Below are 16,178 nucleotides of genomic sequence, written 5' to 3'. Positions count from 1 at the left end.
GCGCATTACCTTTTACGCATGTTGTTATGAGTACTGTAAAATATCGTCATAACCTTACCCTTTTTTGTGCATAAACGGTATGCTCGATATACTCCCTTACAAATTTTTATTTTGCCCACAGTCGGTTAAATAGAGACAGGACTTCACAACATGCTTAAACACTTAACGAGTGCTGTGGTAACAGCATTGCTGCTGAGCGCCTGCAGCGAGCCCCAAGACGTGATTATTACGCCAGAGCCCCAAGACTTAACAGAAGTTACCGTGGGAAGCTGGATTTTAGATCAAAATGGTAGGGTAATGTTTGATCCCCAAACATCGGGATTAGTAGAAATTGATGGTGAACTTGTCACTATTGCCGATGCAAGCGCAGACGCTACGCAACAATTAAAGCTACACACTATTGCGCCAGAAACCGCCACACTTAGCGTATCGAGCGAGCGTTTTTCGTTTGCCAGAAGTGTGCGTAGAAGCTGCTTTTTCAGCTATCTTAGTGAGCAGCCTGATTTGGAAGCATTAGCCGTAGACCCCAGAAATACCGATGTGATTTATACGGTAACCGAAGATGCCACACGCACCGGAGCATTAAGTCCACGGTGTGAAACCAAGTACGAGGATACCGGTTCAACAGACTATCCCACCTTGCTGGTCAAGCTTACCCGCAAAGATAATGGCACAGTAGAAATGTCAAATGTGCGTCCACTCCAATTTCCTCTAGCACTTGAAGTGGGTAATTTTCCTAACGACGGTATTGAAGGTCTTGCCATGGCCGACGACGGTACCTTGTATTTAGGGTTAGAGAAGGACAAGGCCCGCCAGCCAAGGATTTTCTCGCTGAATGTTGATGACGGTCTTTTTGAATCCAGTGACTTTGCAGCGGTAAGTGAACCTAGTTTGCAGCTACCCCGGTTTACATCTGGTAATCATCCTATCAACGGATTAACCTTCTACACGCACACAACAGGCGCGTCGTATTTGCTGGGGGCTGCAAGAAATGACAATGAACTTTGGGTAATTGATGTCAGCGGTAAAAAGCCAACCAAACGCATACCTATTACCTTTGATGTTGCCGGCGACGAGAATTGCGAGCAGTACACTATGGATAATGCATCAATGGAAGGGGTGGTGGTCATTAAAGATACCCTGTGGATCATTAACGATCCTTGGGAAAAGAACTACTTAAAAAACGCGACGTGTGATGCTCACTTAAGCCGATATGAAGATTTAGCGCCTCTATTATTTCCACTTAAGATAAACGACACGTGGTTTAAATAAATCAGTGTTAGCGCTGACACATAAAAAAGGTTGCTAGCACCAATAAAGCAACCTTTTTTTATTAAAACGGGACCAGCGTTATTCGCGCTGATTCTCGTTACGCGTCACTGCGCAGACGAGAAGCAAAGGTTTTCTTAAACTTCGCCAGTTTCGGCGCAACCACCATTGAACAGTACTGGTTTTGCGGGTTATTTTTGAAGTAATCCTGATGATAGTCTTCGGCATCGTAGTAATTGTTTATCTCTACGATTTCCGTAACTACTGGGTCAGGCCAGATTTCTTCTTCAGTAATTTCTGCGATGATTTTCTCAGCTTCGGCCTTTTGCTCGGCGTTGTGATAGAATACCGCACTGCGATATTGTGGGCCTACGTCGTTACCCTGTCGGTTAAGCTGTGTAGGGTTGTGCAACGCAAAGAAAATTTCCAATATTTCGCGATAGCTAATGCTATCTGCATCGAAGGTTACCTGTACTACCTCGGCGTGGCCGGTAGTGCCGGTGCATACTTCTTCATAAGTTGGATCGGCTTTTTCGCCCCCAGCATAGCCAGAAATAGCTTTTTCTACACCCTCAACGGTGTTATACGCTGATTCGATACACCAAAAGCATCCGCCCGCCAAAGTCGCGACTTGTAAATTTGCCATAATAAAACCTCTCATAATCTATGGTTGTAGTGTGGGTGCGCCCCGCCTTCAACACAAGTCATCCAAGCGTGTTTTTTTATCGTATAAACGAATATTAAATAAGAATAATGTGGTGTCATCGCGAAAGGTTTTAAGCTTAACGCTTTAAATACGCGTGATGAGTTTTACGATAGATTACGTTTTCAGTGAAAGGTATCGATTTTGCCTTTTCGGGCAAAACAGCCAACGTCGATGCGTTCTATGTAGCAGAGGTAGTAAAAAGTGATTATTTTCTATGACGGCTATTGCCCCTTATGTATCGCAGAGATGCGACACCTAGAAAAACGAGATAAACACAACAAGCTAACGCTGGTTGATATTCAGTCGCCTGATTTTTCTATTCGCTATCCCGCGCTAGACTGGCACGCGCTTAATGCCAGAATACATGGACTTCGTGATGATGGTACCTTGATAACCGGTCTCGATGTGACCCATGAGGCGTGGAAAGCGGTTGGTGTAGGCTGGCTTTACGCACCCCTACGTTGGCCGCTAATTCGCCACGTGGCCGATGCCGTTTATAACCTTTTCGCGAAGCATAGATACACCATTTCTTATTTGCTGACGGGCAAAAAACGCCAGTGCGACCGCTGTATACCAGGAGAGCCCAATGAAAAATAAGGTGTTAGTTGTTGGGGCTTCTGGGGGAATTGGGGCTGCGCTAGTTGACCAATACCGCTCAATGGGCAATGACGTTATCGCGGTAAGCCGTGCGCCGGCTTCAGACTTTGAGCAAACAGAAAGTGTCACATATTATCAAATCTCAACGCAGGACGATAAACACATAGGTGAGTTTGTACAGCAGTTAGCGCAGCAGGGGGTAGTGATAAGCGCTGTGGTGATAACCACGGGTTTTTTGCATAACGAGGAAAACGCCATTCACCCTGAAAAGCGTTTAGAGGATATAAACGAAGCGGCACTGTCGGCGTATTTTGGTACTAACAGCATTACGCCTGCGCTGTGGCTAAAACACCTTGTTAATATTGTGAGCAAAGAAGGCTCGACCCTTGTATGTCTAAGTGCACGTGTGGGCAGTATTTCTGATAATGGCTTGGGTGGCTGGTATGGCTATCGCGCGTCGAAAGCCGCACTTAACATGTTTGTTAAAACCGCATCGGTTGAATACAAGCGTAGAGTAAAAAATACAATACTGGTTTGCTATCACCCGGGCACCGTTGATACCGGGCTTTCAAAGCCTTTTCAAAAGAATGTCGCTGCTAAGAAACTATTTACCCCTGAGTTTACGGCGAAACAGCTTATTACGCACCTTTCTCAACTAGATAGAGAGCAAGTTTGCCATTTTATCGACTGGAACGGTGAAGTGGTAACTTGGTGATACGGTCTTTCATCATTTCAACAAGTTCAACATCAAGACTTTTTATTTCACTGCTGTTACCATGCTATTTTTGGGATTGGTGCAGCGTATTGATAAGCCCATAAAGGTTGCAATACAACGCGTTGACGCCACACGTGAGTCATAATAACAGAACGCCATCCTGATAATAAAATAATACCAGTTCGCATGGCATTAACCTTCGACATACAACAGGTGTCGGGTTTTTATTGCGAACTGCTATAACAATAACTCAACGAGAGGAAGGGATATGAGCGGGGCCAGAGAACAGTTCGGATCGCGCATAGGTTTTATTTTGGCTGCTGCCGGTTCTGCAGTAGGCATTGGTAATTTGGTTGGTTTCCCTGTCGGTGCAGCTAAAAACGGCGGCGGCGCATTTTTGTTAATGTACGCCATTTTCGTTTTTGCGATATGTTTGCCGGTTATGCTGGCGGAAATGTCAGTAGGACGCCATGCTAAAAAAGACCCATTAGGCGCGTACAGCGATATCAGCGGTAACGAAAAAAAATGGAAGGTCGCAGGTTGGTTAGCCATTGCTACACCTTTCATGATTGCCGTTTTCTACATGGTTATCACCGTGTGGCTTTTTGGCTATTTGTTTGAAGCGGTAAGCGGAAACTTAGATAAACTCGCTAACCCCGAAACCTTTGGGCTGTTTATTAACTCAGAGGCAATCTTCGCCTATATGGCAGTTGTGGTTGGGGTGGTGTACCTCATACTTCAAGGCGGGGTAAAAGAAGGCATCGAAAAAGCGGCAAAGCTGCTTATGCCAGCACTCTTTGTTATGCTCATTGGCTTGGTAGTGTTTGTACTGACCCGAGAAAATGCCATGGCTGGGGTTAAGTTCTATATCGTGCCTGAGTTTTCAAAAATCACGGCTGAAGTTGTCAACGGCGCCTTGTCGCAAGCCTTCTTTTCGCTGTCGTTAGGTATGGGTATTCTGATCACTTACGGAAGCTATATTGATAAACGAGCGGATGTGCCTAACTCGGCCAAATTGGTTGCCTTAACCGATACAGCGGTTGCATTTACTGCGGGGTTAATGATTCTTCCGGCTATCTTCTCTTTTAACCCAGATATTAACCCTGATGATCTAAGTGAGTCTTCGGTTGGCATGATCTTTACATACCTACCGAGTATCTTTCTCGCGTTACAAGATTCAATCGGGTATCTCGGTGCGTCGATTGTAGCGAGCTTGTTCTTCTTGCTTGTGTTCTTCGCAGCAATTACTTCACTGGTATCTATTTTTGAAGTACCGGTTGCGGCATTGATGGACGAGAAAGGCGTAAGTCGCAAATGGGCGCTAGGCTCTTTAGGCAGCATTATGATTGTGTTAGCCATTTTGAGCGCATTATCGTTCGGTAAAGTGGATATGTTGACTTCGTTTATGCACTACGCAGGGGCAGATAAGTCTTTGTTTGATGTGATTTACGACGTGTTCTACGACACTATTTTACCGCTCAACGGCTTACTTATTTGCTTGTTTGTTATTTACCGTTGGAAGAGCGCTAACTTCAACGCGTCTTTGGAAGAAGGTAGCAGCGGATACAAGGGTAGCTGGTTTGAAAAGTATGTAGATGTGTCGCTTAAAACCTTTATACCGTTAATTCTGCTTGTTATTTTTATAAACACAGTCGCAGTGAAATATTTTGGGTTTAACCTTTTCGGGTAAACCGCTTCACACATTACATCTAAACAAAAACGGCAAGCTTGGTAACGGGCTTGCCGTTTTTTATTGATTTAGAACATGCGATAGGGGTCAGCGAACTCGGGCGTAATACCTAACTGCGCCCAGCATTCGCGGGCGTCAATTACTTTCCCGCCAGGCTCAGCGTCGGTCCCTGTAAAATCAGGCGGCTCAATACCCATGGCTTTAGCAGCCTCAACATAGTACAGCCCCCGTTTGGGGTGAGACAAACTACACAGATGTATCGTGTCATTCAGTGGGGTACAGCGAACAATTTCGCCAAGCGCCTTAACGATATCAAAAACGTGAACCAGGTTTATTCTTTTATTACCCGCTTCTAGCTGACGTCCACTTAACGAACGGGCCGGGTGACGGTCTGGGCCAACCAAGCCCGCTAACCGCACAATACTTACGTTAACTTGCTCTCGCAGTGACAGTAAATATTGCTCTATTGCTACATGCGCTTTTGCTGACGCAGTTTGAGGGTTGGTTGGGGCCTGCGCTGTCAATGTCTCATCAGTATTATCACCGTAAACCGAGGTCGTACTGATAAAAACAATATGCGCAACGCCCGCCCTGATCGCGCTATCTATTAATGACAGCATGTGCTTTGTAAAGGCGTCTAAATTGGTGCTTCGTCGGCCGGGCGGTACATTGAGTAATAAGGTTGCATTAGGTAAATAGCGTTCAAGGGGCTTGGTGTTATCTCCTAGCGCATATTCAAGTGCTTCGATACCTTGCGCTTGTAACGCATGGCATTTGTCCCGACTTCTACTTGTGCCGACAATATTGAAATCATCGTTAAGTGCTTCGCCAACATACCCGGCTAACCATCCATAACCCGTAATTACTAAATTTTGCGTCATAGTCTCAATACCCTTTGTTTAATAGCCGTAGATTATATTAATTTGCAAAGTCTTGCTTTTATCAATACGCAAGTCGTTTTACTGATTGCCTTAAAAAGCGGCACTAAAAGCGCAAAGGTTTAAACGGGGTTAATACACTAAGACAGGGGCGGACTTGCGAAAAAAGCCAACTATGGGCGTTACCCATCATTGGCTTTATAGATGTTAATGGTTTTGATACGAAGGGCTATTACATCTTCATTTCTGCATGACCATCGATATCTAACAGGTTCAGCTCTTCAAGCCCGGCAATTGACGCTTGCATTTTTCCTTCAGCATAATCAGCCTGTTTCAACACTTTACACAAAGCATCGCCTTTTTCTTCTAATGCGGCGGCTTGACTCTCAAGACGATATTCTAGGTCTTCACCCCAACGTTCCATTTTTTCTTCGAATTCAGACATATCGCCGCCTTCCCATAGCATCTGAGTACCTACGGCTATTAAAATTCTGCCTATCGACTCGCTAATCAATGACTCTATCTGGGTTTCAAATTCTTGTTCCCAGCTTTCGTCAAACCAACCTGGCTCATCGAACTTGGTTGAATCGACACGGATATTACCCGCTTCATCATAAAATGAGGTGTTGAGCTTAGCGTCGAGCGAGTCAAAGAGTTCACGAAAGTCGTCGCCCATTTGGTCGCCGCCAAGGAGCTCTGTGAATACTTCAGTTACCGCGACATTAGCAATCTCTAAACCTTCACTGGCAATGTTCAGTGTCATTGGAATGGCCATATCTATATTGTCGTAGTATTCACCCACCCACTTTTTTTGCTCGCGATTAAGCGACACAGCTTCGCCGTTAACGGTCATATTGTGTTGAGCGTCTATGCTCATCACCGAGCCATTATCCATGGTTACGGTTAAGTCGCCTTGATAGTATTGAATGTGACCATCAAGCTCCATATCACAGCTGTTGGTCTGAAAGTTCTTATCGTGTGCAAGTGCCTGTCCACTGATTAAAGCGCTGGTGATGGCAACTGAAAGTAATAGTTTGTTAGACATTGTTCATTCCTTATTTCACTAATAACACGGTAGTGCGCGTGCAAAATGTAGTTCGGTATAGCCAGGGCTTGCTAAAAGCGGCGGCGATAGCCTGTTTGCAAAGAATAGAGCAATGCTCTTGCCATAATTTAAAGATTATATTTTTCAGTGGGTTATGTTTTTTTGAAAGGGCGGGAAATATAGGCGGCTTCATTTTTTGGCGAATATAATAATAAATTAGCCATTTTGACTAAGATCAATTTATGCCTTTTACGGCATATTTAAACCCATCCAAGCATGTTCAAATCTTAATTATTGGTGCATAATACCGCCAATAATTTTAAGGGGTTATCACAATGGCTGATTGGATTAATGCAATTATGTTTGGTGTTGCGCTAATTGCCTTTACGCTAGGGCTAAGCAGCATCGTTATGGGCTTTATGACTGCTAAAGCAGGTGCTGAAGGTATGCAGGAAAAAATCGAGTACGGTTTTTTTGGCGTTACAGGTTTGGTGCTTTGCATGCTGATGGCCTATGCCTTAGCTTAAGCAAAAAGCGTTATGAAAAAACCGGCTTCAAAGCCGGTTTTTTTACGTCTGTAAAACAGTTATTGATGGTTACGCTTTCGGCGTGCTGTGAGGCTCTGCAGGCGTGTTTACACTACGCTCTGTCCTTTCATCGGCACTTCCATCAGAACTTTCACTTGTACTTTGCTTGGCACTATTATCAGCACCTTGCCTGGCGTTCACCTTTGCCTCTTGCTGATAGGCACTGTGCTCGCGGTGGGCTAAAAGCGAGAGGTGACCGTCTCGCTGGTAGGCGCGTAGGTCGAACAGGTCAAGCATGGCCATGACGTGGTCGAAAATATCCGACTGTACTTTCTCGTATTTGACCCATTCTTTTTCTGCGCTAAAGCAATAAATTTCTAAGGGCAAACCTAGCTCATTAGGGGGAAGCTGCCTAACCATAAGCGTAAGCTCTTGGTTGATATTCGCATGCTTGCGCAAATAGGCTTCTAAGTAGGCTCTAAACGTACCGATATTGGTTAGCTTGCGGTTATTGAGTAAATCCGACTCATCAATGGAGTAATCCCTGTGATAAGCACGCAGTTCGTTTTTCTTTTTATCGATATATTCGTTGATATAACGAATTTTTGAAAAGCGGTCTAACATATCTTTGTCGCAGAGTTTGATAGAGTGCACATCAATATAAATGGCGCGCTTAATTCTGCGGCCGCCGGACTCCTGCATGCCTCGCCAGTTCTTCACCGCTTCAGTAGTAAGGCTATAAGTAGGTAGTGTCGAGATTGTTTTGTCCCAGTTTTGTACCTTTACATTGGTTAAGCCTATTTCAAGTATTTCACCGTCAACTTCGTATTTCGGCATGGCTATCCAATCACCGGTATTAAACATGCGGTTGGCGGCAATCTGTATACCGGCCACAAAACCTAAAATAGTGTCTCTGAATATCAATAACAGCACCGCGGCAATAGCGGTTAGGCCCGATACAATAAGCAACGGACTTCTATCGACTATTAAAGAAATACTCAGCAGTATAGTAATGATTGCAAAGGCAAGTTTAGTCACCTGAATGAACCCTGTAATCGGGGCTCGTCGGGAAAGGGCTGAGGCGTTGTAAACGTCTTCTACTGTGCTTAGCATGGCGTACAAAGCGAGTAAGCCACTGTAAAGCATATACAGCTGAGCACTTTTGATTACCATACCGTGCATGACGGCTTCATCATCGATAAGTACTGGAGTGGCAACGTAGATGAATAGCGCAGGGAAGAGGTGCATTAAAGGTCTAAAGAAGCCATGCTCTTGAAGCGCGTTGTCCCATTTATTATTAGACTTGTAAACCCAGCTAGCAATTTGCGGGCGTACTAATAACCGCGCAATAATATAAATGAACGCTGCAATTATCAGGGTAGACCCTAGTGCAAGCACTGTATAAAGCGGGTCCTCAGTGGTTAAGTTTGGGAAAACGTCGTTTACCAAGTGTATAAAGTAATCGCGTACTGAAGCACTCACTTCCATTATTTATGACTCCAATAATTGCTTTATGCGGTTGTCTTTATTTTTCCATAAGCTATTTAACCAGTTTTGGAAATAAAGACGAAATTCAGACTCTGTACGTTCTGACTGCTGTTGTAACTCGGGTACAGGCGTTACGTTTACATCAATAACAATTTTAGTCATCTGGCCGCTTAACATTGCCATCATCGGATGACGTTTATTTTCAGGGTAGAGCAAAGAAATATCCAGTACGTTCGTAAATAACTCGCCCATGGCTGATAAGGCGAAAGACACGCCCCCCGCCTTAGGTGGAAGTAAGTTGACATAGGGGCTTTGCTTTGAAAGGTGCTTCTGTGATGTAAAGCGTGTTCCTTCAACAAAATTTATCACTGTAGTCGGCACGGTTCTGAACTTTTCACAATACGCTTTAGTGGTTTCCAGATCCTTTCCCCTTTTTTCAGGGTGCTTCTCTAAATAAGCACGGGTATACCTGTGCATGAAAGGCATATCAAGTGCCCACGCGCCAAGCCCTACAAAAGGCAGCCAGATAAGCTCTTTCTTTAAGAAAAACTTGGGCGCTGGAATACGGTGTGTAGCGAATTCAATAAGTAAAATGATATCGAGGTAGCTTAGGTGGTTCGCGATAATAAGATACCAGCTATCTTTAGAAAGCGTGCCGTGAACAGAGCACACAATGTCGACCTTGTTGAATAGGCGAATCAATATGACACTAATGCGGCCAAAGCTAAACATCAGCGCGTGCATGACCTTATTCCACGCTGTTCTAATTTTTCCGTTCGGCAATAAAAGCTTTACCAAACCCAATAGAATAATAAGCCCACCCCACAAAGCTAAGTTAAGAATTTGCAGTGTGGTATGTAAAACGAAGATAAAAGGCGCAAGTACTAGACGGATCATAATGGTTTCTGAGTTGCGTTAAGTGATGCTAAACGTTGATCTTTGGCATGCCAACGCTCATTTAGCCATGTCTGAAAGCGGGCACGCACTTGTGGGTCATCAAAATAGCTGTCGTTGAAAACCCCATTGTCCATAATCTCTTTTACTGGCATCACATCAATATTCACGCGAATGTCGCGAACTTTACCGCTTACGAAATCCCAAAACGAGGGGACCCCATTAGGATAGTCGATGGTAACGTCAATAAGTTTATGTAGCTGGTCGCCCATGGCCGACAACACAAAAGCAATACCGCCGGCTTTAGGCTTTAGCAAGTGCTCAAACGGAGAGTTCTGTCTATCATGCTTGGCTGTGGTGAAACGCGTGCCTTCTACGAAGTTCATTATACTTACCGGCTTATTGCGAAATTTTTCACACGCTTTGCGGGTGGTTTCCATATCTTTACCTTTCAGGTGCGGATTTTTAGCAATGAAAGACTTCGAGTAACGACGCATGAATGGAAAATCGAGCGCCCACCAGGTAAGACCTAAAATGGGCACATAAATAAGCTCTTTTTTGAGGAAAAACTTCAGAAAAGGAATCTTTCGGTTAAATACACGTTGAAGAACGAGGATATCGACCCAAGATTGATGGTTAGCAACAACGAGGTACCAATCTTTTCGAGTCAGTTTTTCCAGCCCGTTTACTTGCCACTTTGTGCGTCCACTAATGCGCTGATTAATATTATTGACGCCTATCCACGCGGTGGCGCATGCGTCGAGTAAATAAGAAATGAAACGCCGCCACGGGGCGATAGGGATGAGTTTAAAAACTGCCAATATAAAAATAGGCGTAGACCACAAAACTGTGTTTAAAAAATAAAAAATGACCGAAATAGTGCCAACAATATGATGCAGCAGTGCTTTTACCATTGTACTTACCTCAAAAATTAGGCGCTTAGTGTAAACGAACTTGATCTAAAATCCGATAGAGCCTTTACTGATTCCACAATAAAGGTGCAAATTTACGAATTTAAGGAGCTGAAATGGAACTTATTGGCGAAAATAGAGCATTTGGGGGGCGTCATTTACGCTACACCCACAAAGCTGAAACAACACAGTGCGATATGACATTCGCGATATTTCTTCCCCCTTTCGCTTCGAAAGAGAAGCCAGTGCCAGTATTGTATTGGCTGTCGGGGTTGACCTGTACCGACCAAAACTTCATGCAGAAAGCAGGAGCAATGAAACTAGCGGCCGAGCTCGGTATGGCAATAGTCGCACCAGATACATCACCTCGAGGAGAAGGTGTACCTGATGATGATGAAGGATCTTATGATTTCGGCCTAGGCGCTGGATTCTACGTAAACGCTACTCAAGCACCGTGGAATACGCATTATAACATGTATAACTACATTGTTGATGAATTGCCTGCGCTTATTGAAAGTGAGTTCCCTGTTACTAAAGAGCGAGCCATTAGTGGCCATTCTATGGGGGGGCACGGTGCCTTAGTTATCGGCATGCGTAATCCGAATAAATTTGTATCTGTGTCTGCTTTTAGCCCTATATCAAACCCATCTGATTGTCCGTGGGGACAAAAGGCGCTTGGCCGTTACTTAGGCGATGATAAAGAAACGTGGAAGGATTATGACGCTTCTGTGTTACTTGCAAGTAAAACACACAGCGTGCCGCTTTTAGTTGAGCAAGGCACAAAAGATGAGTTTTTACACGAGCAACTAAAGCCGCAAACGTTAGTGCATGCTGCACAGCAATCAGACACCCAGTTAACGCTAAACATGCATGAAGGTTATGATCACAGCTATTTCTTCATCGCTTCATTTATTGAAGAACACTTAGAGTTCCACGCGGGGCATATGGGCCTTATTTAACAATATTTCGAATGTGGAAAGCCGAAGAACGGCGATGTAAATCGCGGTCTTCGGCTTTTTTATTTGTAGATAGGGTAAGAGATGGTGTAAGTCATTGCCTGTTTATTTAAGCTTTTGCGCTAGCGAAATAAATTCCTTTATAGCGACGGGGCGTTGGTATAAATACCCTTGACCATACGCACATTGATGACTTTGTAAAAAGTCTTGCTGCTGCTGGGTCTCAATCCCTTCAGCGATGATTTTTATATTCAGGTTATGTGCTAAACCTAAAATAGCTTGCACAATGGCTTGGTCGTCGGTGTTTTTTTCAAGTTCACTTACAAACGAGCGGTCAATTTTAAGTTCGTCAATTGGCAGCTTTTTCAAATACACGAGTGAACTGAAGCCTGTTCCAAAGTCATCAATCGATACGGTAATCCCCATCCCGCGAAGTTCGTTCAACAGAACCGAAACCACATCTAAACTTTCTACCAACACGCTTTCGGTAAGTTCAATTGACAGGTTTGAGCCCGGCAGCTGATGGTCTTCAAGTGCGTTCTTAATTTGGTTAAGCAAGGCCAAGTCTGAGACTTGTCGGCCCGAGATGTTAATTGCTAAACGGATGTCTAAATTGGCCCCTTTTAAGGCGTCAATCGCATTACACGCTTCATTGATAAGCCACTCACCAAAGGGGAAGATGAGCTCGCTTTTCTCCGCTAGTGGAATAAATACTTCAGGGGAAATAAATTTTCCCTCGGGCGTAATCCAACGTGCCAAGGCTTCACATTTAACAATTTTACCTGTGGTTAAATCGACGATAGGCTGTAAAAAAAGCTTTAGCTGGTTTTCGTCTATCGCTTTGCGAAGCTGGTTTTCAAGTTCATTAATGGCGAAGTGCTGTTTATGTAACTCTTCGCTATAAGTTAGCGCAGTATTACGCCCCTGATATTTAGATGCCTGTAAGGCAATATCAGCACACTGAAGCAGACCCTCAGACGAACTGCAGTGGGCAGGGTAGTTAGCTTCACCAATATTCACCCCTAAGTTTGGCTCGCTTCCATTAAGGACGGTATAGGTTTGGGTTAACTTTTGAATAAGGTTTTTTACGTACTGCTCGCTCGATTCATTCTTAAACGTATCTTCACGTTTCACTAGGGCGAATTCGTTACTGCCAATTCTTGCTATAAAGCCGCTATTGCCGACGAAGGCCTGCAGGCGAAGCGCGAAGGACTTGAGGATCTCATCTCCTGACTGATAGCTAAGCGCTTCATTTATTCTCTTGAAACCGCAAATATCAATAATGAAAAGCTTGAATGCCGTTTCCTCTTGCACAAGACGTTTTACGGTATCAGTAAACAGATTCCGATTGGCAACCTTGGTTAGCGAGTCCATTCCGCTAGCGGTTAATACGCTCTCTTCTTTATTGTGAATATGTGTAATATCAGTAAACAGGTAAACCCAGTGCGTCAGCTCATCTCCCTGTAACACTGGGTGAATGGTAACTTGAAGCCAGACTTTGTATTCGTCCACCGGCTGCCAATAAAGCTCTCCCTGCCAAGGGGCTTTTTTCTTCACAAGAGTTGGTAAGAAAGAGGCGGGGGCATCGATACCTTTTAATAGCTCACCTACGCGGATTGAGCTTGGTGTTGTACTGCTGCAAAGAAGAAGCCTATGAGAGGCTTTGTTATCAAGAACTAAACCGCCCTTATCATCAAGAATAACCACACCTGTTTCAAGGTTGTGAATTGCTTGTTGAATAGGAGGAACCAATTTCTGCATTCGTTTATTTTTGCGAAGCACACTGTTTAATTTGTGCCTTATATATTCATGCTGACCAACGATTTCGTGGTGGCTTAACAATAGCTCTCTTGCGGCTTGCAGGGTTTTTCGCTTTTCGTCGAATTGTTCTTCAATGTTTTTAACTACTAAGTAGCGCGAGCCAGATTCGCTATTAATCGCTAGTGCCTCAAGACGTAGTACCTGCTTTTCATTTTGTTCTGTCCAAAAGCCTGAAGACAAGGTAAAAGAGGTATCGCCTTTCCACACCTCACCGGCATCTAGAAAGAAATCATCTAGGAAAATGGAGGGGGTATGCTTTTTTTGTAGCCGGTTTTTTTCGTCTAATGTGACAACGTGAGGAAGCCATGGTAATTCTGGGGTTAGGCACTCTAATTCTTCTTCAGCACTGCACTTGAATAAAGCGCAATTCGTAATGCCTAACGCATTTAATAAATGAATATCCATGGCAATCTCCTACCAAAACGCAATGGTACTAAATAAGTTCTCTACATTTTCACCGGTTTTTGCGCTGGTTTTTGTAAGCGAAGTAAATTTCTGAGCATAAGTGTTTAGCTCTTCCTCACTCCAATGCCAACTTGTTGGAAGGTCGGTTTTATTAACAACGAAAAATGCAGGAATGTCAGGGTAGTGTTCTTTGGCGAGTTCTAAAATTTCCATGCCTTCAAGCAAAGATTGAGAACGGGTCTGGTCTACCACAACGATGTAGGCGCTGGCCCCTCTAAGATATCGAGGGTTGAAACCACAGTATCTGTCGATACCTTCTAAATCCCAAAGCAGAAGCTGAACACCGCGTCCCTCTTTATTGACTTGCTTCTTGTCTATTTTTACACCAATAGTGGTCTTGTACTTTTCAGAGAAAATACCTTCGACGAACTGCTTGATTAGGCTTGTTTTTCCAACACCAGTAGGTCCTAAAATACAAACTTTTTTCTGTATCACTGAAAAGTTTCCTTACTACAGCTCACTGGATATTAATACGTTTAACATAACTGAACGTCCCATTGATGCGTTTTGCAATGGTAGCTCTCCTAAGCTTACAGGTATAAGGATATCACTTTCTACACCAAGTGAAATTAATGAATTCACAACATTCTCTGCGCGTTTTTGGCTAAGCTCACGATTTCGTGCACTTGAACCTGAGTTGTCACTGGCACCCATTACCACAATGCTAACAACCGTATTGGTTTTGTTGGCAAGAGATAAAAGTTGCTTTATTTCGTTAGCCAGTGATTCTAATTTGGCTAACTGTACTTCAGAAAGCACTTGTTGGTTAGTAGCAAAAAGTACAGTTTGCGAAGAAATTTTATTAACTAACCGGTTTAGCGCCGCTTTTTGTATAACAGCATTGTCGATTTGATGGGCTGCTTTTACGTTAAGCGCATCGGTATCTACATGAATTGACGAAATACCTGGAATACGCCCCATTTGTTGGGTAAAGCGCTGAGCGGTTGAGGCGAATACGCTTCCCGATATCACTGCGTTATTATCCTCTTTAGCGTTAAGCGACAAGGTTTCTGTTTCACTTAAGTGGAACGCATTAACCAGTGTTTCGAGTTTACGCAATATCACATGGGATTTGAGCGAGACAAACGGCTCTTCACTAACAATCACTCTGGATAAGTCAATATCACTTTCGCTAAACCACTGGTTAATGCTGGTGGCGGCGGGGTCTCGTAGCACCTTTGCGTGTACTTTTCCGTTTGAAATATAAGTGTCGGTCAGGATGACACCTGGTGGAGGCACAAGCTCGTGTAAATCGCTTTTTAATACAGTCAGCGATAGCCGCATAAATGATAGAATACCTATCGCGAACAGTATTACTAAAAGTACAACACCGCCAATAAGGCGCTTCGATTTTTTACCTTCGCCTTCTTTTCTTTCACTTACCAAGCAATCGGCCAAAATAGTTTCGCAGCCATCAAAGGGGGCGTTATCACCGTCATAGTTGACTAAGGGCTGTTGGTAAAAGTGGTGAAACTCTTCTAGCGCCTGCTGGAGCTTGCCGCGCACTTCGGGCGGAACACTGCCTGTTACTGCCGCCACAAGTAGAGCCTGGGGGCCAATTTTAATAAGCAATGTGAAATCTTCTGTTTTGATTTCACCAAGCTCGTTTTCTGATTCAGTGCTTGTTACGCCAAAAGCGTCGGCCACAAAATCATTAATGGCAACCAGCATAGAAGAAATGAGATCGGCATCTTTTTCTTTATCAGGATCTGATGAAATGCTGTGAAGAAGAGTTCCGGTCTCTCTATGAATAACCAGAAGCTGCTGAACCTGATATTGATAGATTTGTGAGGCAACGTATTCAGAATACTTGATACCCGACTGCCATGCTCTAAATCGCCACGAGATACTCTTCGGACTTAGGCTGTGTTCAATAAGCGCATTGGTTCGTTCTACGAATTCAATCAAAAACGACGAAACCGCTTTTCTTACCAATGTGCCAACAAGGGGATAAAGCGTGCCTACAATTTTCTCACTGTTTGCCTCTATGGAGCGGTGCAAAGACTTTTCAACCAGAGGGACAAGTACCTTGTTCACTGAGCCATCTTTGGTTTCACGCTCAAACAATGCTTCTGAAACAACACTACTTACAAATCCCTTTGCATCGCTATCAAGCTTCTCTTGAACGAACTTGTCGTCTCGCCCAATAAGCAGCTCTCTGACTTTATCCAGTGAGTTGTCAGGCAAATCAGCTGGTGCTCCCTTGTCAGTCATTA

General features: G+C 44.0%; 15 protein-coding genes. 6 read left to right on the top strand and 9 right to left on the bottom strand.

Annotation, left to right across the window (positions count from 1 at the left end):
* Window positions 1–150 precede the first annotated feature (150 nt).
* Window positions 151–1,272 carry a hypothetical protein gene (locus ACTRWF_RS13380; protein WP_462835697.1) on the top strand — a complete coding sequence of 374 codons (1,122 nt, stop codon included), beginning with the start codon at window positions 151–153 and terminating at the stop codon, window positions 1,270–1,272.
* A gap of 97 nt (window positions 1,273–1,369) precedes the next feature.
* On the opposite strand, the gene msrA is transcribed toward ACTRWF_RS13380, so the two are convergent.
* Window positions 1,370–1,915: a peptide-methionine (S)-S-oxide reductase MsrA gene (gene msrA / locus ACTRWF_RS13375; RefSeq protein ID WP_462835696.1), complete on the bottom strand. Its 546-nt coding sequence runs from the start codon at window positions 1,913–1,915 to the stop codon at window positions 1,370–1,372.
* A 261-nt stretch (window positions 1,916–2,176) separates the two neighbouring features.
* On the opposite strand from msrA, the gene ACTRWF_RS13370 reads away from it, so the two are divergent.
* The 3 genes from ACTRWF_RS13370 to ACTRWF_RS13360 all read left to right on the top strand — a co-directional run bounded on the left by ACTRWF_RS13370 (window position 2,177) and on the right by ACTRWF_RS13360 (window position 4,977).
* Window positions 2,177–2,572, top strand: coding sequence for a DCC1-like thiol-disulfide oxidoreductase family protein (locus ACTRWF_RS13370; protein ID WP_462835695.1), 396 nt, complete (start codon window positions 2,177–2,179; stop codon window positions 2,570–2,572).
* Window positions 2,562–3,287, top strand: coding sequence for an SDR family NAD(P)-dependent oxidoreductase (locus ACTRWF_RS13365; RefSeq protein WP_462835694.1), 726 nt, complete (start codon window positions 2,562–2,564; stop codon window positions 3,285–3,287). Before ACTRWF_RS13370 ends, ACTRWF_RS13365 begins: the two co-directional genes overlap by 11 nt.
* Window positions 3,288–3,555: 268 nt before the next feature.
* Window positions 3,556–4,977, top strand: coding sequence for a sodium-dependent transporter (locus tag ACTRWF_RS13360; protein WP_015068089.1), 1,422 nt, complete (start codon window positions 3,556–3,558; stop codon window positions 4,975–4,977).
* Between the two features lie 68 nt (window positions 4,978–5,045).
* On the opposite strand, the gene ACTRWF_RS13355 is transcribed toward ACTRWF_RS13360, so the two are convergent.
* Together ACTRWF_RS13355 and ACTRWF_RS13350 are read right to left on the bottom strand one after the other, a co-directional pair.
* Complete coding sequence (locus ACTRWF_RS13355) at window positions 5,046–5,858, bottom strand: NAD-dependent epimerase/dehydratase family protein (RefSeq protein ID WP_462835693.1); 813 nt, start codon at window positions 5,856–5,858, stop codon at window positions 5,046–5,048.
* 229 nt (window positions 5,859–6,087) lie between these two features.
* Window positions 6,088–6,900 carry a DUF2884 family protein gene (locus tag ACTRWF_RS13350; protein ID WP_071952688.1) on the bottom strand — a complete coding sequence of 271 codons (813 nt, stop codon included), beginning with the start codon at window positions 6,898–6,900 and terminating at the stop codon, window positions 6,088–6,090.
* 335 nt (window positions 6,901–7,235) lie between these two features.
* Between ACTRWF_RS13350 and ACTRWF_RS13345 the strand changes: the two genes are divergently transcribed.
* Window positions 7,236–7,427 carry a hypothetical protein gene (locus ACTRWF_RS13345; protein WP_012519804.1) on the top strand — a complete coding sequence of 64 codons (192 nt, stop codon included), beginning with the start codon at window positions 7,236–7,238 and terminating at the stop codon, window positions 7,425–7,427.
* A 69-nt stretch (window positions 7,428–7,496) separates the two neighbouring features.
* Here ACTRWF_RS13345 and ACTRWF_RS13340 read toward each other — a convergent pair whose 3' ends face one another.
* From ACTRWF_RS13340 to ACTRWF_RS13330, 3 genes are read right to left on the bottom strand one after another with little or no spacing between them, the layout of a single operon-like run.
* Window positions 7,497–8,915, bottom strand: a complete 1,419-nt coding sequence (locus ACTRWF_RS13340; protein WP_462835692.1) for a mechanosensitive ion channel domain-containing protein — start codon at window positions 8,913–8,915, stop codon at window positions 7,497–7,499.
* Between the two features lie 3 nt (window positions 8,916–8,918).
* On the bottom strand, window positions 8,919–9,812 hold the full coding sequence (locus tag ACTRWF_RS13335; RefSeq protein ID WP_012519802.1) for an acyltransferase: 894 nt from the start codon (window positions 9,810–9,812) through the stop codon (window positions 8,919–8,921).
* Window positions 9,809–10,723 carry an acyltransferase gene (locus tag ACTRWF_RS13330; protein WP_012519801.1) on the bottom strand — a complete coding sequence of 305 codons (915 nt, stop codon included), beginning with the start codon at window positions 10,721–10,723 and terminating at the stop codon, window positions 9,809–9,811. Before ACTRWF_RS13330 ends, ACTRWF_RS13335 begins: the two co-directional genes overlap by 4 nt.
* Window positions 10,724–10,836: 113 nt before the next feature.
* Between ACTRWF_RS13330 and fghA the strand changes: the two genes are divergently transcribed.
* Window positions 10,837–11,679 carry an S-formylglutathione hydrolase gene (fghA, locus tag ACTRWF_RS13325; protein ID WP_012519800.1) on the top strand — a complete coding sequence of 281 codons (843 nt, stop codon included), beginning with the start codon at window positions 10,837–10,839 and terminating at the stop codon, window positions 11,677–11,679.
* A gap of 102 nt (window positions 11,680–11,781) precedes the next feature.
* Here the strand turns inward: fghA and ACTRWF_RS13320 are convergent, their stop codons facing one another.
* Genes ACTRWF_RS13320 through ACTRWF_RS13310 form a run of 3 tightly spaced genes read right to left on the bottom strand, consistent with a single transcriptional unit; the run spans window position 11,782 to window position 16,176 of the window.
* Entirely contained in the window at window positions 11,782–13,902 is a 2,121-nt protein-coding gene (locus tag ACTRWF_RS13320) for an EAL domain-containing protein (protein WP_462835691.1), read from the bottom strand.
* A 9-nt stretch (window positions 13,903–13,911) separates the two neighbouring features.
* Entirely contained in the window at window positions 13,912–14,397 is a 486-nt protein-coding gene (locus ACTRWF_RS13315; protein WP_012519798.1) for a Rab family GTPase, read from the bottom strand.
* Window positions 14,398–14,412: 15 nt separating this feature from the next.
* Window positions 14,413–16,176: an OmpA family protein gene (locus tag ACTRWF_RS13310; RefSeq protein ID WP_020746605.1), complete on the bottom strand. Its 1,764-nt coding sequence runs from the start codon at window positions 16,174–16,176 to the stop codon at window positions 14,413–14,415.
* Window positions 16,177–16,178 lie beyond the last annotated feature (2 nt).

The organism is Alteromonas sp. G5_S2_22_S1 (genome assembly GCF_054968525.1).
Note: the sequence above shows the minus strand (reverse complement) of the source record. Positions and strands in the feature narration are given on the sequence as shown.